This is a genomic window from Granulicella cerasi (assembly GCF_025685575.1).
GTDB classification, from domain to species: Bacteria; Acidobacteriota; Terriglobia; order Terriglobales; family Acidobacteriaceae; genus Granulicella; species Granulicella cerasi.
On sequence record NZ_JAGSYD010000003.1, the window covers coordinates 128,420 to 147,158 of the forward strand.

Here is an 18,739-nt window from a genome sequence, read left to right on the forward strand (position 1 = left end):
AACGTCGCCGGTCAGCGTGGGGAGGCCGACCTCGTACGACGCGCAAGACGTGGCGCAACTAGATGCGCTGGAACGCCCGCTGAATGTCCTTCATAGAATACCGCAAAGCGATCGGTCTACCGTGCGGACAGCTCGTTGGATGTGCAGTCTTACCCAACTCTGACAAAAGCCAGGCCATCTTCGACGGCTCCAGCGGCATATTTACCTTGATCGCCGCGTGGCAGGCGATCGACGCCGCAATGCGCGTGCGCCGCAGCTCTTCGTTCTCTACCTGAGCCGTTTTCTCCGTACTCCCCAGCACTTCCTCGAGCATCAGCTCGAGTTCCTTGCCCTGCAGGCCCACCGGCGTCGCCTTCACCGCCAGCGTGCGCGGACCAAACGGCTCGGCCTCGATACCATTGCGGCCCAGCTCTTCGGCAATCTCCGCAAAGCGCACCATCTGCTCAGGCATCAGGTCCACCAGCACCGGCATCAGCAGACGCTGACGCTGCACCGCCTCCACCTGCCGCTCGCGCAGAATTTTCTCAAACAGCACGCGCTCATGCGCCACATGCTGATCGACGATCCACAACCCCTCTTCGTTCGTGGCCAGAATGAACGAGTCCCGCAGCTGCCCCAGCGGACGCAACGACGCAAGATTGTTCAACGTCGGCTGTTCGGCTTCGCTTTCGGCAACCGCCGCCGCAACCGAACCGTCCCCGTAGCCCACAGGCATCGTGCCCTCGAAGCTGAGACGCCCTGGCGAAGGCGGCACCACACGCTCGCGCAGATCGAACGGCGCCACATCGCCCGGCTCAATCATCTCGCTCTGCTGCGCCACATGCAGGCCGTCCATCGGCTGCATCATCGGCTGGTCGATTCCCGGCAGCGGACTCACATCCACCGTCAGCGACATGCCCGCCGTCGGCGCTGCGTGCAGCGCCTGGTAGAAGCTTGCCGCAGGCCGCGCATTCATCAGCGCCGTGCGTACGGAGTCGCGCACGAAGTCATGCACAAATGCGTTCTGCCGGAAGCGCACCTCGGTCTTCGCCGGATGCACGTTTACGTCAACCTCTGCCGGCGGCATCTCGAGAAACAGCAGCACCACCGGGAACGACGTCGGCGGAATGATGTTGCGATACGCCTCCGTCAGAGCATGAAGGATGAGTCGATCGCGGATCAAACGCCCGTTCGCAAATACATACACCGAGTTGCGATTAAGCTTCTGCAGCTCCGGCTTCGACACGAAACCCGTAATGCGCATCGCACCCGGCTCCGGCGCTTCGTAATCCTCAGGCCGCTTCCACGGCGGCAACTCCGGCAAGCCCGCGCGCGCAAAATCCTGCTCGGCCGCGACAGGAATCATCGCCTCGAACGCATCGCGCCCGAGTATCTGAAACAGCCTCTCGCCTGCGTCCGCCACAGCAGGCGCAACGAGCAACGACTGCGTCGCCGAGTGCAACTCAAAGTGCTTCTGCGGATGCGCCAGCGCATAGTGCGTCACCAACGCCGCAACGTGCCCAAGCTCCGTTTGCTCGGAGCGCATGAACTTCTTGCGCGCCGGAGTATTGAAGAAGAGATCCCGCACCGAAAGCGTCGTGCCCGCAGGCAAACCCGCATCTTCCACGCGCAGCATGTTGCCGCCGTTGATCTCAACCACGGTGCCGACTTCATCGTCCGGAGCACGCGTCTCTAACTGCACACGTGCCACAGAAGCAATCGACGGCAACGCTTCGCCACGGAAGCCGAGCGTCGCAATCGTCAGCAGATCATCGCTTGAACGCAGCTTCGAAGTAGCATGTCGCTCAAAGGCCAGCAACGCATCGTCGCGCCCCATACCGTGGCCGTTGTCGGCAATGCGAATGAGCTTGCGCCCGCCGCCCTCCACCTCAATGCGAATGCGCGTCGAACCCGCATCGAGCGAGTTCTCGAGCAGCTCCTTCACCACAGACGCGGGACGCTCCACGACTTCACCAGCAGCAATTTGATTAGCGACTTGGTCGGAGAGAACTTTGATGCGGCCCATGCTTAGAGATTAGATATCAGAGATAAGAGATTAGTGTGGGAAACAGGTCAAGAACTGACAGGCCTACTCTGATACCGACGAGGGTGAAGTCGTCCCTCGCGCCTTCAAGGTGTTGAGCGTGGCGAAAAGCATACGGTTGATCTCGCTACAACACTGCTCGCAGACCGTGATCTTGTCGGCTGTGCCGAGGCCGAGGTCAGCTGCGAGGATCAGCTGCGACTCAACCTCAAACACCGACCCTCGAGCGATGGAAAGAAAGTGCATGAGTTGCAGACGCGATCCACGACCATGCCCTTCCGCGATATTGCTCATCACGGAAACAGCGGCCCTGCGCAACTGGCTCGTCATGCCATAAAGTTCTTCGCGCGGAAAATCGCGCGTCAACTCATAGACACTCCTTGCCAGTTCACGGGACCGCTGCCAAACAATCAAATCTCGAAACGAACGAACCTTCAATGCCGAAACCTCTCCGCGGGCATCTTCCGATCTCTTATTTCTGATCTCTGATCTCTAAACCTACTTACGATCGCCCACCAGATGCAGGCGCATGAAGTTCGTCGCGCCCGACTTCGTCGCCGTTCCGGCCACGATGCCCAGCACTTCCTTTGGCTTCACGAAACCCTCAGTCTCGAGAATGTCTTCGGCCATGTTCACCAGACCATCCGTGCCCTCGAAGCGCTGGCAGGTGATCGGGAATGTGCCCCAGAGCAGCATGTTGCGATTCGTCACCGTATCAAACGGCGAGAGCGCCACAATCGGAGCCGCCGGACGATACTTCGACAGCAGACGCGCAGTGTTGCCGCTCTCCGTGAAGATCGCAATCGCAGCCAGATCCACTTCCTCAGCCGAGTGCGCCATCGACTCGCAGATCGTCTCCGGGATCGACAACTTCGCGCGCTTCACCGGCAGTACCGGAGCCTTCGGCTCCTGGCGAATCTGCTCTTCCGTCTCGGTCACGATCTTCGCCATCATGGCAATCGCTTCCACCGGATACTTGCCCGCCGCGCTCTCTGCCGAAAGCATCACGGCGTCGGTGCCGTCATACACAGCGTTCGCCACGTCCGACGCTTCTGCACGCGTGGGGCGCGGGTTTTCGATCATCGACTCCAGCATCTGCGTCGCCGTGATCACCGGCTTGCGCCACGCGGCGCAGCGGCGGATGATGTGCTTCTGAATCGCAGGAACCTTCTCCGGCGGAACCTCCACGCCGAGATCGCCACGCGCGACCATGATGCCGTCCGTCGCTTCCAGAATCGACTCAAGATGGTCCACAGCCTGCGGCTTCTCGAGCTTCGCAATCACCCACGCATCCGAACCCAGCTGCGCGATGCGCGACTTCACATAGCGCACGTCATCGGCGGTCTGCACGAACGACACTGCGACCGCGTCGCACTCCTGCTTGATACAAAATTCGAGGTCGATCTCGTCCTTCTCCGTCAGCGACGGCACCTTCACATTGATGCCGGGCAGGTTGATGCCCTTCTTCTCGCCGAGGTAGCCGCCGTTGATGATCTCCGTCACCACGTCCGCGCCCTTGAGCTCGACCACGCGCAGTTCGATCAAGCCATCGGAAAGCAAAATCTGATCGCCAGGCGTCAGGTTCTCCGCCAGCGTCGTGAACACCGTGCTCACACGCTCGGCCGTGCCTTCAATCTGCTCCGGCGTAATCGTGAGGTGCTGCCCCGCGACCAGCATGACAGGGATGTGGTCCACCAGCACGCCCGTGCGGATCTTCGGTCCCTGCAGGTCGGCGAGGATGCAGATGGGCTTGCCCTCTTCCTTCGACACCGTGCGAACCATCTGGATCAGCTCGGCCTTCTGCTCATGCGAGCCGTGCGAAAAGTTCAGACGGGCAACATCCAGACCAGCGCGAACCAGTTGGCGGAAGATCTCCGGCGTGCTCGAAGCCGGTCCCAGCGTCGCCACAATCTTGGCTCGACGCGAGCCTCCCTGATTTACCCACTGCTTGCTTGCGGTCATTTCGTATGCCCTTTGGAAAAAATATTCAGCCTGCCCATCGTACAAGCCTGTCAGTCAGTCATTCTACCTGTGCGCCCCGGCAAGTGAAGACGGCGAAGGTGCGGGAGTTTCCACAGGAACTCCGTAGCGCGGCGATCGCGGCCCGGCAGACGCAGTTGCGCGTTGAACTCCGCCCCCACCAGAACGCTCAGCGCAATAATGTACAGCCAGATCAGCAACGCGATGCCTGCACCCAGCGAGCCGTATACCTGGCCGTAGTTTGCATAGCGCGTCACATACCAGCCAAAGCCCAGTGTGGACGCAAACCAGAGCACCGTCGCGACGGTTGCACCCGGCAGACTCGCGCGCCAGCTCCAGTCCTTGCGCAGCATCGCCCACGGCTCCTTCAGCAGCGGATCCAGGTGCTGGCGCATCCCCGTGCTGAGGTCTGTACCCAGGTGGTAGATCACCGCAATGATGCCGACACTCCCCGCAAGCGCCACCGTCCAGCGCATCGCAAACGAGATGATGTACACCGGCTGCTGCAGCGCAAACGGTACGCGACCGGCGATCCACACCGACAGAAAATGCCCGAAGACGACCAGCGCCGAAGCCGCTGCCATCGGAAGCAGCGAGAGCGGAACCAGCGCCAGCGCACGGCGACGACGCGGCCAGAAGCTTCCTCGCGTCAGCGGCAGTTCATGCGCGCGGCGAAAGCCTTCCATCAGCGTCGCCATCACGTTCGCCGCGCCGGTGATGCTCACAATCCCCGAGCCAGCCAGCGCACGCAGCGTATGTGGAGCCTCATGCGACCCTGCGAAGTATTCGTGCAGCAGCGGCGCCACCGTCGGCGGTAGCACCTGATTGAAGAACATCGCCATCTGGTACTGAAACGGCACGGAGTCCGGCAGCAGCGGCACCAGCGCCGCCAGCACGATCATCGCCGGGAACAACGCAAACATCGCCGAGTAGGCCACCGCCTGCGCGACGGTCAGCGCGTCATGCTCCACCGCGGCCATGCCCGCGCGGCGCAGCGTATGAAACACGCGAACCGGCTGCTGCCATAGCGGAGTCTCCTCCGCCACGTCAGCAGCCGGGCTGTGCGTGGTCTCTTCCAAACTCACCGTGGCTTGGTTTAGGCCTTCCACTTGTTCAGGAAATCCGTGACCGACTGCGCTTCCATGTAGCGCATGTCCGAAAACTCATTGCCCTGTGCGTACAGCACCTTGCCACGCGCATCCAGCACCGCCAACGCCGGAACACCCTTCAGCGCCATGCCAAAACGCTTGGCGATGTCGAGGTTCGCATCTTCGTGGCCAATGTTGACATTCACCTTCACGAAGTACTTCGCCAGCAGCGCATCGTTCGGCGCCTGGTTGAAGTACACGTCCAGCACCTGGCAATCGCCGCACCAGTCGCCACCAAAGTCGACGATGACGCGCTTGTGCTCGGCCTTCGCCTTCTTCAGCGCAGCCTGAAGGTCGCCCGCGGCTGCGGTCGTGTCCGGATAGATGTGGCGAGGCTGCGGATGAATCACCGGCTGGTGCATCGCCTTGCGCTGCTCCGGCGTAAGCTGCTGCGCCGCGTGGACGGAGGTTCCGAGAGGGCTACAGGCAGCGGCCGCCAGGATTGTCCCGAAGAGGGCCGAGGCAGCAACGATGCGTGTGCGAACTGAGGTTTCCATGATGCTTCCCATAATGCTCCTTCCCCGCGAGGAAACCAAGCCCGAGAAGCCGCAAAAGCAACGCGTTCGCACCACAAAATCATCGTACTTACCATGCGTGCCGCCACATCGCATGCACAGGACCCTTATGGACATCGAACAACTTCCGCCGAACCGCCCTAACTTTCAGCGTGTACTGCTTCTCTCAGCTGCCGCTCTGCTCTTGATCTTTGGGGTCGCCTTATATCTGCTGCGCACCTCAGGCACCGAACTGACGCCGCACCATGTAGCGACTCCCTCGGACGCCACCGGCCCGGCCACCTCGGGCAGCTAGCTCGCCGCGTAGTAGCCATCAGGAGCCTGCAGCTCCACCTTCTTGCCCTTGTCCGATCCATGAACGTCAAGGTCGAAGAGGTGATACGCCTGCCGTGCCGCCGGGCCTATCGGCGTGAACTCCACCCAGTACATCGCCTTCATGTCGGTAGCGATCGACGCCATGCCGTCCTCCAGCGTGTCGTGCCTCTCTCCGCTCAGGAACCGACCACCGCTGTTGCGGCTAAGCTTCGCCAACACCTGCGTGCCGTCTACATTCGGTCGATGCTCGCGGTCCCCGGTCGTCGGTTTGTTCTGCCCATTCGGCGAGTTGCCGCCGCCGCTTCCGCCCGTAGGTGAGCCAGACCCTGGATACGTCGACCCCGGCCAGCCTCCGATCGAAGGGCGACCACTCCCGCCGCCGTTGCCACCCTGCTGCCCGCCACGATTCCCCTGTCCTTCCCGCGGCTGCAGCTTCGTCGGCGTGTACGCCGTGTAGACCACCGCGCGCGTCCGCTCAATCGACTCCACCAGCTCCGTCGAAGACTTCTTCGAGCGAATGTCCACGCCGTCCGAAACGACGACCAGCACACGCCGTCCCTTTTCGCGCGCCAACACCTCTTCGCAGCTCAGGTACACCGCATCATTCAGCGAGTTGCCACCCGACTCGATGCGGCGGCCTTCTTTGTCGCGTCCTTCATCCGGCGGCATGTGCGGGTTGAACGTCGGCGAACTCGTGCCGAGCAGGTTCAGCGCCTTCACCAGCTTCGCGCGATCGTTCGTCGGCTCTTCGAGCAGCTCAATCTGCCTGGCAAACTGCACGACGAACATCTTGTCCCCCGGCTGCAGACCATCGATCAGCGCCCGCGCCGCACGCTTGGTGCGCTCCAGGTTATCGCGCTCGCCATCGCTTACATCCACCACCAGCCCAAGCACCACCGGTCCACCCGGCCCAGCGGTGACGCCGGTGACGGGCTGGTCCTTGCCATCGACTTTGATCGAGAAGTTGTCCTTACCAAGACCCGCGACGCCATCGCCCTTCTTATCGCGCACGACGATCGGCACGCTCACAGGAGCGCCCACGCGCAGCTTCTCTTCCTGCGCCCACGCCGCGCCAGCCACCAACGCCAACACCACTGCCGTCTTCATCCGCATACTGGCTATAGACGTTACACCCGCAGCCATGGACGACAAAAGCCTCCACAAAAGTAGAGGATCCGTCTGCAGCCGCTCTAACGAATCGGCAGAACCGATGTGGCTGCCAGGCGCGCTTTCAGCAGCACCGTCGTCTCGTCGCGGCTCACCGGACGGCCAAAGAGATACCCCTGCGCCAACGCACATCCCAGCCGCTGCAACTGCAGCGCCTGCTGCTCGGTCTCCACGCCTTCCGCCACCACGCGCATCCCCAGGCCATGCGCCATATCCAGCAGCGCCTTGATGATCACCACGCCGGAGTCGCCATCGGAGATGCGATGCACGAAGCTCTTGTCGATCTTCAGGATGTCTACCGGGAAATGCAGCAGATGCGTAAGCGAAGCAAACCCCGTGCCGAAATCATCCAGCGCGACGCGCAGCCCATCCGCTCGCAACCGCTCGATCTCTTCCGCGACTCGCCGATCATGCTCGTCCATGTAGACCGACTCGGTGACCTCGAGAATCACATGCTCCAGCGGCACACGGTACTTCGCAAACGCCGCCGCCACGCGCTCGCGCAACCGCTCCTTGCGAAAATCCGCGACCGAGAGATTGATGTTCACATGCCGCAGCGGCAAGCCTTCATCGATCCACAAACGCATGTCCCGCGCCACGAGTTCGAGCATCCGGTCCGTGACGAAGCTGCCCATCGAAAGGCTTTGCAGCGCTTCGCCAAACTGGTCCGCAGAAACCACGTCTCCTGCCGGCGTACGCACGCGGCACAGAGCCTCGAGGCTGACAATCTCCTGCGTATCGATGTGAACGATCGGCTGGTAATACGGCTCGACTCGCGCCTCAGCCAGCGCATGCGTCATCGTCTGCAGCACGCGAAACTCATGCGCCGCCGCACTGCTCAAGCTCTCCTCGTACTGAACGCACGAACCACGCCCCGTCTGCTTTGCATGATGCAGCGCAAGATTGGCTCGCTGCATGACACCCGCCACATCGATATGCGCCGAAGGCTGCGCCACGGCCACTCCGCAACTCACAGAGAGCGGAAAGTTCACATGCCCGGCACGGTCAGCCACCGTAGGAATCGCCGCGAGAATCTCACGACCGATCTGCGAAATCTTCTCTTCCGCATCCGCGCCATCGACGAACACCGCGAACTCATCGGCGTCGATCCGAAACAGCGGCGCAGGCGCAGTGATCTGCGAAACCAGCTTGCCGATCTCATGGATCAATCGGTCACCTGCCGAGTGCCCCAGCACGTCGTTGAATCGCGCAAGGCGATCGATGTCGAAGACCAGTACAGCAAACGGAGTCTCCGTATCCACGCCATAACGCTCCAGCGTTTTCAGAAAACTCGCACGGTTCCCTAACCCCGTCAGTAAGTCGACATAGGAAAGCCGAAAATTCTCCGCTCGCACCTCGTCGCGCTCCAGCGCCAGCGCGCACAGATCGACGCACTCCTCGACGATGCGACGCTCTTCTTCTGTAGGTCCGCGATGCTCCCTGTAGTAGAAACCGAACGCACCCAGCACACGACCATCACGCAACAGGATCGGGCTCGACCAGCACGCTGTCACACCGCTCTTCTCCGCGAGCATCTCCGCCAGCACCGGATAGTCGGCCCACAGCGGATCCGTGAAGATATCCGTCACGCTCACCGAAGCGCGGCGATAAGCCGCCGTGCCACAAGAACCAGAGGTCGGACCAACGCGTACGCCTTCGAGCGCCGCCGAATACTCCGGTGGAATGCTCGGCCCTGCGAGCGGATGCAACACGCCCTCATGATCGACGCGAATGACCGTGCAGATCGCTCCAGGCGCAAAGCGCTCTGCATAACGGCACACATGTTCGGCAGTTTCAGCCATCGTGCAGCCGCTGGCGATCATGTCGAGGATTTCCTGTTGAATCTCACCGCGCATAACTGCTCCGAGGGCGCTATCTATTCGGAATTCTAACGATGTCTCATCTCTCTTGAGGATACGGACAACGAGAGCGCCTTGGATTTGCGTAGCTACGCATAACTCACCCGATAACTTCCAGTACACGCAACAGAAAAAGACGGCATCCCGGGTTGGATGCCGTCTTTCCGGTGAGCAAGGAAAATCTTCTTAGTCGTCGTTGTCGCGCAGCTTCGCCAACAGGCTGAAGTCCTCAAGCGTTGTGGTATCACCCTTGATATCACCCGTCGTCGCCAGCTCACGCAACAGACGACGCATGATCTTGCCCGAGCGCGTCTTCGGCAGAATCGGCGTGAAGCGCAGATCATCGGGACGCGCCAGCGCACCGATCTCCTTCGCCACCCACTGTCGCAACTCCTGCTTCAACTCATCCGAAGGATCGAGGCCGTACTCCAGCGAAACGAACGCTGCAATTGCCTGCCCCTTCAACTCATCAGGACGTCCCACCACCGCCGCTTCCGCAACCTTCGGATGCGCCACCAGCGCGGACTCGATCTCCATCGTGCCCAGGCGATGTCCGCTGACGTTGATCACATCGTCCACGCGCCCCATCAGCCAGTAGTAGCCATCGGCATCGCAACGCGCGCCGTCACCCGTGAAGTAGCAGCCCGGGATCTCCGAAAAATATGCCTGCGCAAAGCGCTCGTCATCGCCCCAGATCGTGCGCGCCATCGACGGCCACGGCTTGCGAATCACCAGCAGACCACCGTGATCGTTCGGAACGGGGTCACCTTCCTTCGTCAGCACGGCAGGCTCAATGCCGAAGAACGGACGCGTCGCCGAACCCGGCTTCGTCGCAATCGCACCCGGAATCGGTGCCAGCATGTGGCCGCCCGTCTCCGTCTGCCACCACGTGTCGACAATCGGGCAGTTCTCATGCCCGACCTCGCGGTGGAACCACATCCAGGCCTCAGGGTTGATCGGCTCGCCCACCGTGCCCAGCAAGCGCAGCGAAGCCAGCGAGTGCTTGCGCACCTTGTCCACACCAAACTTGATGAACGCACGGATCGCCGTCGGTGCTGTGTAGAAGATCGTTACCTTGTGGTCGTCCACGATCTGCCAGAAGCGGTCCTGCTCCGGGAAGTTCGGCGCGCCTTCATACAGCAGTACCGTCGCGCCGTTCTGCAGCGGGCCGTACACCACGTAGCTGTGGCCGGTGATCCAACCGATATCCGCCGAGCACCAGTAGATGTCGTCGTCGTGAATGTCGAAGACATACTTCGTCGTCAGGTACGTCTGCACCGCGTAGCCGCCGGTCGTGTGCACCAGGCCCTTCGGCTTGCCGGTCGTGCCGCTCGTATACAGGATGAACAAAGGATCTTCGGCTTCCTGCTCGGCGCACGGACACTCAGCCGAAACCTTCGCCGCTTCCTCATGCCACCACGAGTCGCGCCCCGCCTTCATCGGCGTCTCGAACTTCGGCTCGCGCTGATACACGATCACCGAGCGCACATCCGGGCAGCTCTCAAGTCCGGCATCGACGATCTCCTTCAGCTTGATCGGCGCGCCACGGCGATAGCTCATGTCCTGCGTCACCACCACGCGGCAGTCGCAGTCCTTCACGCGGTCGGAGATGGCATGGGCCGCAAAGCCGCCAAAGATCACCGAGTGGATCGCGCCAATGCGCGCGCACGCCAGCACCGCAATCGCAAGCTCATTCGTCATGCCCATGTAGATGGCGACGCGATCGCCTTTCTTCACGCCATGCGCCTTCAGCACGTTGGCAAAGCGCTGCACTTCCACCAGCAGTTGGCTATAGGTCAGCTTTACGACCTGGCCCACCGGCTCACCTTCCCAGATCAGCGCAACCTTGTCGCCACGCCCCGCCTCCACATGGCGGTCCACGGCGTTGTAGCAAAGGTTCAGCTTGCCGCCCGTAAACCACTTCGGATCGGGGAACGTGCCCTCAAGCACCTTGTCCCACTTCTTCGACCAGGACAGCTCCTCGGCCGCCTCTGCCCAGAACAGCTCAGGGTGTTCGATCGAGCGGCGATACATCGCCTCCCACTCCATCTCACTCTTGATCCAGGCGCGGCTGGCAAACTCGGCCGGCGGCGGAAACACGCGGTTCTCGCGCATCAGTGAATCGAAGCTGCCTGAATCTGCGGTAGCTCCGCCCTGCGTGGAACCTTCGTTGTTCGTGCTCATTGCTTTCCTTTTCTTCTCTCTTCCAGCTTCTCTGCTGGCTTGTTCGTCGTGAGGAATGGTACCGGTTCGCTTCGTGTCGAAAATCGGCCAAATGTTTTATGCAACGCCAACGGTACGACAAGCCCGTGTTGACTGGCAACCACTGGAACGCTGTATTAGCAGGTATTATGCCGACCTCTATCGAAGGCACTACCTCGGGCGCGGCGAGGCGTCGCATTGTGAGACACCCATCCACCAACAACCGGGGTCTCTACGCCGCCCGCAGACCGCGAGCCGGACATCTGCGCCGGTGCAGATGTCGGTTTGCCGAAGTGTCCCCGCGACACACACCCACTCAACTTCGCCGCAGATCCGCCGATGAATGCCACCAGGTGAACTCATGGTCGCAATCACGTTCCTCTGTTTTCTGTTGTTGCCCTGCCTCCTCGCACAACGTTCTCGCGAGCTTTCGGATACAGAGGACGGCGCACCGCCGCGCAGGCGTCGCCGCAAAGTATGCTCAAGAGCATGGGCTTCGAGTGGGCGACAGTAATCGGATTTTTTCTCGGCTTTGTCTTCGGCGTCGGCTGCGCGCTCGCGGTGATGTACTCGATCTACATGGGCGGCTACCGCGCCGCTCTTCGGGACTCCGCCCTGCCCACCGCGCCGGAACGCCTCCTCAAGACGCGCAGCAAACTCGACTCCGCCAAAGGCTGATCTCCGCCAGCCAAAGACCGAGTGCCCCGTATCTCGCTTCTGAGACATGGGTTCGCAGGGCTCTCAGGAACTCGCCGCCTTCTACCGCGCCTCGAGCAGCTTCCGCAACTCCGCCACCTGCCGGGTCAGCTGGTCCACCGACTCCTGCAGCCCGGTCTCGCGGCTTTCAATCGGCGAGGGAGATTTACCCTGCACAAAAAATGTTCCGTTCGGTTCCAACGCGCACTCAGATACATCGGACGGGCTATTGAAACCGTTCCGGTTGAGGACTGATGTTAGATCACGATGGGTAAGGGCCTCAGCTTGCAACGCCTTTTCGTCCACGCGACCATCCTTGATCAGGATGGTGCGGTCGCCTTCCAGCGCGCTCGTCAGGCGCGGCGACCGGAAGATCGCCTTGCTCAGCAACCAGTTGATCCCCAGCAACCCTACCGCGCCGATAATGCCACCCGTCACCGAGTTGTCGTCGCCAATGATCGCATTCTGCACCGTGTTCGACAGGCAAAGCAGCACCACGAGGTCGAACGGATTCAACTGCGCCAGCTCACGTTTGCCGAAAATCCGCAGAAACCCGACCAGAACGATGTACATGATGACCGGTCGGGCCAGTTTTTCCACCACCGGAATCGGCAAGTGAAACATATTACTCATGGTTGTCGACAAAATTCCATGCATGGGTGCTCTCAGCCTCCTAGCGGCTACGCAAAACTCACAGGTGGGAGCCGCAATCGAACGCTCTCCCCGGAAAGAGCCATTGAGTTCCTCTACGGATGGGGCATAATCGTCCATATCGACGTAACGTTACCCAAGCGCGAGGGCTCCGGTTCGATCCAGACCACGCCTGAAACCTTCAGCCCTCACCATACGACAAAGATCAGCAACAAGCCTTATCCGGAAGCCTGAAAAGCCGCTTCCGGGACGACAGAAACCTAAGCAACTGCCATAGTTACCGACTAACAAATAACCAAAAACGGGCAGAAGAAACGTAATCCCGCAGAGAACATCTTCTGGTACTCTTGCGGTAACTTTCGCCCTACTGCATCCCTGTTGGAACATGCGTTCCTGCAGTCGGTTCTGATCAAAGGACTCAAAGAGACACATGGCCAAGCCTCTTCGCAGCGACGACCCGAACCCTAAATCGGTCCAGTTCAGCCAATTCGGCGTACTGGAAGATAAGCACCGCTCGAGCCGGTCGTTCATGGTATCGATCGGCATCAACGTCACGATCGCAGCCCTCATCGCGATTCTGGGTTTGGTCGCTAAAAATAACCCTGTCGTTGCCAAGAAGCTGACGGCGATCGCGCTTCCGCCCAAGCCGCCCGAACCGCCCAAGCCTGCGCCGAAACTCCCCAAGCCGCCTCCGCCGCCGCTTCCGAAGCCTCCTGTGATCAAGGAAGAGCCGAAGCCGCTGCCGGAGCCGAAGCCGCTGCCGGAACCCAAGCCCGTACCGGTTCCCGTAGTGCCCAAGCCTGTGCCGCCGACGCCGAAGGCTCCCCCGGCGCCCGTCGCCGTGAAGCTCAACAACTTCGCGGCCCCGCATAAGATTGATCCGCCCGCGGCCTCGCACATCGCCCTCGGCGCCTCGGCGGCTTCCATGCCGAACCACGACGCTCATCCGTCGGCGGTGAAGCTCGGCAACTCAGCCGTCAACCCCACCGGTCCGGCTGTCGCCACTAAGGTAAACATGGGTGGCGGTATGCCTAACATGAACGCCAGCAATACCGGCAACGGCCCGCGCGCCTCCTCGGTGAACCTCGGATCCGGTTCGCCGAACGGTTCCGTGGGTGGACACGATCGTGCAGCCGCCCCCGTGGCGGGTCTCAGCAACAGCTTCGGCAGGCCCGGTGGTCATGGCGCTGGTGGCCCTGCAGCCGTCAGCGTCGGTGGACTCGGCCAGGTGCAGCACGCCGCTGCTCCGCCTCCCGCACCGAAGTCGGCTGCGACTCCGCCGGCACTCACCTATCGTCCTGAGCCTGCGTACACCGAGGAAGCTCGCGCTGCGCACATCGAAGGCAACGTTCAGGTTCGTATCCGCGTGCTCACCAACGGCACCGTGCAGTTCATCAGCATCGTGCATGGCCTCGGCTATGGCCTTGATGCTCAGGCCCGCAAGGTTGTGGAAGGTATGCGCTTCAAGCCGTCCATGGACGCCTCCGGTCAGCCGGTCGAGTGGACTGGCGAAGTCATCATCCGCTTCCACCTCAGCTAAATCTTCATGCGGGTGCGACCGAAAAGGGTTGCATCCGCATCTGATTGTTTACCGATTCACCTGTTTCACGAGTTTCCCCGTCTCATATTCACGGTGGGCTCGCTAGACGTTCACCGCAAGACCAAGGAGTTCCTAAGCCCATGATTCTCCGGACGAAACTGACTGCTGCAGCTTCACTGTTGTTGCTGACCGCTCCGGCCCTCACGGCCTCGGCCTTTCCCCTCATGGGGAAGAAGAAGCCGACCGTGGCGACCGATCTTCATAAGCCGAACGCAGCGCAGAATGCTCTGATCGACAAGGCAATCACGCGCGAAGCGGTGGTGGTCAAGACACTCAAGGAGCGCGCGCCGCTCGTCGAAACCTACATCCAGAACATGCGCCCGGACAAGGTCATGAGCCAGGTTCCTGACTCGGACCAGCACTTCCTTGGCCGCGTCGACTTCGGCAAGGTCATCACGGACGTGAACTACACGCCCGACAAGAAGGACCTCGGCGAGAAGAAGGGCAAGTTCGGCCTCGGCTTCCTCAAGGGTTCGCTCGGCTTCATCAACGGCCTCTCCGCCGGCCTGCACCTGCAGTATCACCAGGCTGGCTTCGTGCAGATGCTGTTGATCGATTCGAACAGCTTCAACCGCCAGACGTATCAGTTCTCCTACGTCCGCAGCGCCTTCCTCGGCTCCGTGCCGACGCTCGTCTTCGACGTTTCGCCGATCAAGAAGAACGCTACCGGTCGCTTCATCGGTCGTATCTGGATTGAAAAGGACGGCGGCAACATCGTTCGCTTCAACGGCGACTTTGCGGGCACCTCTGAGAACGAGATCAAGGAATACTTCCACTTCGACTCCTGGCGTATGAACGTGCAGGAAGGCCTCTGGCTGCCGACCTCGATCTACATCGAGGAAACCGACCCGAAGAGCCCGACGCACAGCCTCCGCTTCAAGGCCGTCAACCACATCTGGGGCTACGCTCTGAAGGTTCCCGCCAAGGAATCCGAACAGACCGAAGTCGACGTGGTCGGCGCCAAGAATGAGACGCAGCAGGATGCGCAGGACGTATCTCCGCTCGGCGCTTCGCGTGAATGGGTCCAGCAGGCTGAAGACAACGTCATCGACCGCCTCTTCCAGGCCGGCCTGATCGACGCCCCTTCGGACTTCGACAAGACCCTCGAATCGCTCGCGAACAATATCCTGATCTACAACAAGATCGAGACCTCCCGCCCGCTGAAGGTGCGTGTTCTGCTCACCTCGCCGCTCGAGTCGATCGCTGTCGGTAACACCATCCTGCTCTCCAAGAGCCTGATCGATACCGCTGACGTTCCGACGCAGGACGGCGCACAGTTCATGGGCAACCTGAACTGCATGCTGGCCTTCCAGATCGCACACATCCTGCTCGGTCACCACATCGACACCAAGTACGCGTTCAACGATAAGCTGCTCTTCCCTGACTCCGCCGCACTGCAGCGCCTGCCGATGCAGCACACCGAAGAGGACGATGCTTCGGCTGTGAAGAAGACGATGGAACTGCTTTCCGTGGCAGACCTGCAGAGCAGCCAGCAGTACATGGGTCTCTACCTGCAGCAGCTCCGCGATCGCCAGAAGGCCCTCAAGGCCCTCACCACCCCGCAGGTGGGCGACAGCCTCATCAAGACCGACGGCACCTTCTGGCTGAAGGACCTGATGTCGAAGGCTCCGAAGCTCAACAACACCGACCTGAAGCAGCAGGCAGCTATGCCGCTCGGCCAGTTCCTCAAGTTCGATCCGTGGACCGACCAGGTGCTCCAGATGAACGTGACCTATGAGCCGCTCCTCGGCGCGGCAGACAAGCTCCCGTTCGAAGTCACCCCGGTTTACATCAAGCTGAAGTACTGGACGGCGCCCGCGGCACCGGCACCTCCGGCAGCAGCTCCGGCTGATGCTACTGCAGCTCCGGCTGCAGATGGTACGACCGCAACTCCCGCACCGGCAGCCCCGGCTGCAGATCAGGGCACGGCTGCTCCGGCACCGGCGACCCAGCCTGCTCAGCCGCAGCCTCAGCAGTAAAACGAACCACAAGGACGGCGGGACCAACGTGTCTCGCCGCCTTGAACTCACAAAGATTCACCCTCGTACGGTGCCTGGGGACTCCTTCTACAGGCGCCGTAACTTCAGGAGACGACTATGTCAAAGCTTCGCTCTTGCCTGCTTGCATTGGGTACCATCTTTTTAGGAGCCTCGGCCATGCGCATTCACGCGCAGGCGATTCCGACCGCAACTCGCGTCAGCCCGTGGCAGGTTGGCGGCGGTATCTCTTACGGCAGCAACGATGAGTTCAAGGACAAGGTCACCGGCTACACGATTTACGGTACCTACGACCTCACCTACCACCTCGGTCTCGAAGCAAGCTATCAGTCAATGTCGATCACGACGCCGAATGACTTTGCCATTTCGTCGTTCCTTATCGGACCGCGTTACGTCTTCCACTACCGCCGCTACGATCCGTACGTCAAGATCCAGATCGGCGAAGGTAGCGCGAAGGCACAACTGCCCTACGTGCACATCAACGGTGAAAACCTGCCGGCGAGTTCCTTCGCAATTGGTCTTGGCGGCGGTGTTGATGTACGCTTGTCACAACACTTCAGCGTTCGTGGTGACTACACCTATCAGGACTGGACAAGCTTCAAGCCGAACGGCCTGAACCCTTACGCCGCCACGATTGGTGTTTCGTACCATCTTCGTTGATGAAGTACGCATCGATTCAGGCGATGCGAAGTATGGAGAATTGATTGCGTCGCTCGTTTCTGATCTGTGCAGCCCTGTTTTTGGTCGCCTCCGCCCGTTCCTTCGCGCAGGCTGGCCCCACCGCTTCTCGTCTCACCGACCTGCAGGTAGGTGGCGGCTTCACCGCAGCCAATTCGGATTACACCACGAACAAAATTCGTGGCCTGATGATCTACAGCACCCTCGACTTCACCGAGCATCTCGGCGTTGAACTGGAGTTCCACCAGTTGAACGACAACCAGCCCACCAAGGTGTACGAGCGCACCTACGAGGCTGGCGTCCGCTACGTCCGCCACTACAAGATCTTCCATCCGTACGTGAAGGTTCTCTACGGCCGCGGCGTCTTCAACTTCCCGCAGGACTCTGGAAATCTGGCCTACAACCTGGCCGCTGCCGGCGGTGGTGTGGACATCAATGTTCACCGCCGCGTGAACGTCCGCGCCGACTTCGAATACCAGGACTGGTTCTCCGGCCCGGGCCTCTCCAATGGACTTTCGCCGACGCTCTTCACCATCGGGGCGGCTTACCACTTCGGCGCAGGCGTTCCCCGCCGCTAGTTCCCTTCACTCTCGGCACAGCAAAAGGCCCGGCAAGCGCCGGGCCTTTTGTTTTGCGCCGAAGCGCAGATTTTAGAAGTGGTACGCGATACCGATCGTCGGCTCAGAGAGCCAGTAGTAGCGGTTGGTCTTGAACGCCGTGTTGCCAAAGTCCGGCGTCTTCAGGATGAAGCCGCGGTACTCTGCACGGATATCGAAGCTCGGGCTGATTTCGTACGCCACACCCACGCCGGCAAGGCCGCTGATGTTCGTGTTCTGCTTCGAGTCAAACTGGTGAGTTCCGTTGTCGAGGATCGGCGTAAAGATCAAGCCGCCCACGCCGACTTCTGCAAACGGGTTCCAGTTGCGGTAGGTGCGCGAGTACACATAGGCACCCGTCACTTCCTGCATACGGGTGTGAACCTGGCCATACGGCGTCGGCACGGACTTGTAGCGGATCGTGTACTGCGAGAAGCCGTAGTTGACCTCGAGGGCCGAGCGCGGCGTCACCATGTAGCGATAGCTCGCTAACACACCGGTGGTCATGCTCGAGTGCATCGGGTACACACCATTGCCGTAGACATCCGGCGAGATTGTCTCGAAGCCGCTAATGCTCACGTCCTGACGGCTTTCCTGGGCCTGGGCGGCCACTGAACCCAACAGCAGGCACGCGCCGAGCAACATCATCTTCTTCATGCTTACTTCGATCCCTTCAACGGCACGCCCACCTGAATCCCTCGGCACAAAAAGCAGCTGCTTCCGGCTGACGGCGTACTCAACATTCATTGTACCCAATGCGGCACGTTTCTCGGGCAATGAAAAGCCCTCGATGGAAATGAAATGCTCCATCGAGGGACGTTTCGGATAGGAAAACGTTAGTTGTTCGCGTTCGGCGGAGGCGGAGGAGGCGCTTCCCCGTCACCACCACCACCGCGACGACCGCGCATTTGCTCCCGCATCTGCGACTCAATCTGGTCGAACTTCGGCTTCTGCTCATCGGTCAACGCGTCGCGCAGCTGCTTGGTGGTTTCGCTGCGCATCTTCATCATCTGCTGACGGCGGGCGTCCTGATCGAGCGTGGAGTCGTCACGCAGGGCGCGCATTTTGTCGCGCTGCGCCTTCATCACGTCCGCAAAGATCTTCTGCTGGTCCGGCGTCAGATTCAGCGACTGAAACTGCTGCATCATGCGTCCCTGCGCGGGCGGGGGCGGCGGCGGAGTGGTCGAGTCCTGCGCCTTGGACGGCATCGCCGCCAGGAAAAGCGCGGCGCTCATTACAGCCAGGCCACACTTCAATCTCATCTTGCTCATCATCGTTTGCTCGCTTTCCAGCAGGGGGCGTCGCCCCTCGC

Annotated in this window: 17 protein-coding genes; 6 read left to right on the forward strand and 11 right to left on the reverse strand. The window is 60.9% G+C overall.

Annotation, left to right across the window (positions count from 1 at the left end; genetic code table 11):
- Positions 1–58: 58 nt before the first annotated feature.
- The 5 genes from mutL to OHL11_RS10115 form a co-directional block, all read right to left on the reverse strand.
- The gene (mutL, locus tag OHL11_RS10095) at positions 59–2,005 is read right to left on the reverse strand and encodes a DNA mismatch repair endonuclease MutL (protein ID WP_263371387.1); all 1,947 of its coding nucleotides are present in this window, start codon (positions 2,003–2,005) and stop codon (positions 59–61) included.
- A 63-nt stretch (positions 2,006–2,068) separates the two neighbouring features.
- Positions 2,069–2,461 (reverse strand): four helix bundle protein, encoded by a 393-nt coding sequence (locus OHL11_RS10100; RefSeq protein WP_263371388.1) that lies wholly within the window; start codon positions 2,459–2,461, stop codon positions 2,069–2,071.
- Between the two features lie 60 nt (positions 2,462–2,521).
- A complete protein-coding gene (gene pyk / locus OHL11_RS10105; RefSeq protein WP_263371389.1) occupies positions 2,522–3,985 on the reverse strand; it encodes a pyruvate kinase in 1,464 nt (487 codons plus the stop codon).
- A 50-nt stretch (positions 3,986–4,035) separates the two neighbouring features.
- Positions 4,036–5,112: a YihY/virulence factor BrkB family protein gene (locus tag OHL11_RS10110; RefSeq protein ID WP_263371390.1), complete on the reverse strand. Its 1,077-nt coding sequence runs from the start codon at positions 5,110–5,112 to the stop codon at positions 4,036–4,038.
- Positions 5,100–5,648 carry a thioredoxin family protein gene (locus OHL11_RS10115; protein ID WP_263371391.1) on the reverse strand — a complete coding sequence of 183 codons (549 nt, stop codon included), beginning with the start codon at positions 5,646–5,648 and terminating at the stop codon, positions 5,100–5,102. Before OHL11_RS10115 ends, OHL11_RS10110 begins: the two co-directional genes overlap by 13 nt.
- Before the next feature lie 127 nt (positions 5,649–5,775).
- On the opposite strand from OHL11_RS10115, the gene OHL11_RS10120 reads away from it, so the two are divergent.
- A complete protein-coding gene (locus OHL11_RS10120; RefSeq protein WP_263371392.1) occupies positions 5,776–5,961 on the forward strand; it encodes a hypothetical protein in 186 nt (61 codons plus the stop codon).
- On the opposite strand, the gene OHL11_RS10125 is transcribed toward OHL11_RS10120, so the two are convergent.
- The 3 genes from OHL11_RS10125 to acs form a co-directional block, all read right to left on the reverse strand.
- Positions 5,958–7,088, reverse strand: a complete 1,131-nt coding sequence (locus OHL11_RS10125) for a VWA domain-containing protein (RefSeq protein ID WP_263371393.1) — start codon at positions 7,086–7,088, stop codon at positions 5,958–5,960. The two genes, OHL11_RS10120 and OHL11_RS10125, sit on opposite strands and share 4 nt — an antisense overlap.
- A gap of 83 nt (positions 7,089–7,171) precedes the next feature.
- Positions 7,172–9,004, reverse strand: coding sequence for a putative bifunctional diguanylate cyclase/phosphodiesterase (locus tag OHL11_RS10130; protein ID WP_263371394.1), 1,833 nt, complete (start codon positions 9,002–9,004; stop codon positions 7,172–7,174).
- A gap of 189 nt (positions 9,005–9,193) precedes the next feature.
- Positions 9,194–11,191 carry an acetate--CoA ligase gene (gene acs / locus OHL11_RS10135; protein WP_263371395.1) on the reverse strand — a complete coding sequence of 666 codons (1,998 nt, stop codon included), beginning with the start codon at positions 11,189–11,191 and terminating at the stop codon, positions 9,194–9,196.
- 495 nt (positions 11,192–11,686) lie between these two features.
- On the opposite strand from acs, the gene OHL11_RS10140 reads away from it, so the two are divergent.
- Entirely contained in the window at positions 11,687–11,887 is a 201-nt protein-coding gene (locus OHL11_RS10140; RefSeq protein WP_263371396.1) for a hypothetical protein, read from the forward strand.
- A gap of 81 nt (positions 11,888–11,968) precedes the next feature.
- On the opposite strand, the gene OHL11_RS10145 is transcribed toward OHL11_RS10140, so the two are convergent.
- On the reverse strand, positions 11,969–12,538 hold the full coding sequence (locus OHL11_RS10145; RefSeq protein WP_263371397.1) for a DUF421 domain-containing protein: 570 nt from the start codon (positions 12,536–12,538) through the stop codon (positions 11,969–11,971).
- Between the two features lie 448 nt (positions 12,539–12,986).
- Between OHL11_RS10145 and OHL11_RS10150 the strand changes: the two genes are divergently transcribed.
- From OHL11_RS10150 to OHL11_RS10165, 4 genes are all read left to right on the forward strand, one after another.
- Positions 12,987–14,096, forward strand: coding sequence for an energy transducer TonB (locus OHL11_RS10150; RefSeq protein ID WP_263371398.1), 1,110 nt, complete (start codon positions 12,987–12,989; stop codon positions 14,094–14,096).
- Positions 14,097–14,236: 140 nt separating this feature from the next.
- On the forward strand, positions 14,237–16,135 hold the full coding sequence (locus OHL11_RS10155) for a hypothetical protein (protein ID WP_263371399.1): 1,899 nt from the start codon (positions 14,237–14,239) through the stop codon (positions 16,133–16,135).
- Between the two features lie 117 nt (positions 16,136–16,252).
- A complete protein-coding gene (locus tag OHL11_RS10160) occupies positions 16,253–16,813 on the forward strand; it encodes a porin family protein (protein WP_263371400.1) in 561 nt (186 codons plus the stop codon).
- 44 nt (positions 16,814–16,857) lie between these two features.
- Positions 16,858–17,409: a porin family protein gene (locus OHL11_RS10165; RefSeq protein WP_263371401.1), complete on the forward strand. Its 552-nt coding sequence runs from the start codon at positions 16,858–16,860 to the stop codon at positions 17,407–17,409.
- Between the two features lie 72 nt (positions 17,410–17,481).
- On the opposite strand, the gene OHL11_RS10170 is transcribed toward OHL11_RS10165, so the two are convergent.
- Complete coding sequence (locus OHL11_RS10170; protein ID WP_263371402.1) at positions 17,482–18,084, reverse strand: porin family protein; 603 nt, start codon at positions 18,082–18,084, stop codon at positions 17,482–17,484.
- Positions 18,085–18,263: 179 nt separating this feature from the next.
- Positions 18,264–18,689 (reverse strand): Spy/CpxP family protein refolding chaperone, encoded by a 426-nt coding sequence (locus tag OHL11_RS10175; protein WP_263371403.1) that lies wholly within the window; start codon positions 18,687–18,689, stop codon positions 18,264–18,266.
- Positions 18,690–18,739: the final 50 nt, after the last annotated feature.

Excerpts from the sequence above, each read along its gene's own strand:
- mutL (WP_263371387.1), bottom strand. The coding sequence starts at position 2,005 with ATGGGCCGCATCAAAGTTCTCTCCGACCAAGTCGCTAATCAAATTGCT.
- pyk (WP_263371389.1), bottom strand. The coding sequence starts at position 3,985 with ATGACCGCAAGCAAGCAGTGGGTAAATCAGGGAGGCTCGCGTCGAGCC.
- OHL11_RS10115 (WP_263371391.1), bottom strand. The coding sequence starts at position 5,648 with ATGGAAACCTCAGTTCGCACACGCATCGTTGCTGCCTCGGCCCTCTTC.
- OHL11_RS10120 (WP_263371392.1), top strand. The coding sequence starts at position 5,776 with ATGGACATCGAACAACTTCCGCCGAACCGCCCTAACTTTCAGCGTGTA.
- OHL11_RS10125 (WP_263371393.1), bottom strand. The coding sequence starts at position 7,088 with ATGAAGACGGCAGTGGTGTTGGCGTTGGTGGCTGGCGCGGCGTGGGCG.
- OHL11_RS10130 (WP_263371394.1), bottom strand. The coding sequence starts at position 9,004 with ATGCGCGGTGAGATTCAACAGGAAATCCTCGACATGATCGCCAGCGGC.
- acs (WP_263371395.1), bottom strand. The coding sequence starts at position 11,191 with ATGAGCACGAACAACGAAGGTTCCACGCAGGGCGGAGCTACCGCAGAT.
- OHL11_RS10140 (WP_263371396.1), top strand. The coding sequence starts at position 11,687 with ATGCTCAAGAGCATGGGCTTCGAGTGGGCGACAGTAATCGGATTTTTT.
- OHL11_RS10145 (WP_263371397.1), bottom strand. The coding sequence starts at position 12,538 with ATGAGTAATATGTTTCACTTGCCGATTCCGGTGGTGGAAAAACTGGCC.
- OHL11_RS10150 (WP_263371398.1), top strand. The coding sequence starts at position 12,987 with ATGGCCAAGCCTCTTCGCAGCGACGACCCGAACCCTAAATCGGTCCAG.
- OHL11_RS10155 (WP_263371399.1), top strand. The coding sequence starts at position 14,237 with ATGATTCTCCGGACGAAACTGACTGCTGCAGCTTCACTGTTGTTGCTG.
- OHL11_RS10160 (WP_263371400.1), top strand. The coding sequence starts at position 16,253 with ATGTCAAAGCTTCGCTCTTGCCTGCTTGCATTGGGTACCATCTTTTTA.
- OHL11_RS10170 (WP_263371402.1), bottom strand. The coding sequence starts at position 18,084 with ATGAAGAAGATGATGTTGCTCGGCGCGTGCCTGCTGTTGGGTTCAGTG.
- OHL11_RS10175 (WP_263371403.1), bottom strand. The coding sequence starts at position 18,689 with ATGAGATTGAAGTGTGGCCTGGCTGTAATGAGCGCCGCGCTTTTCCTG.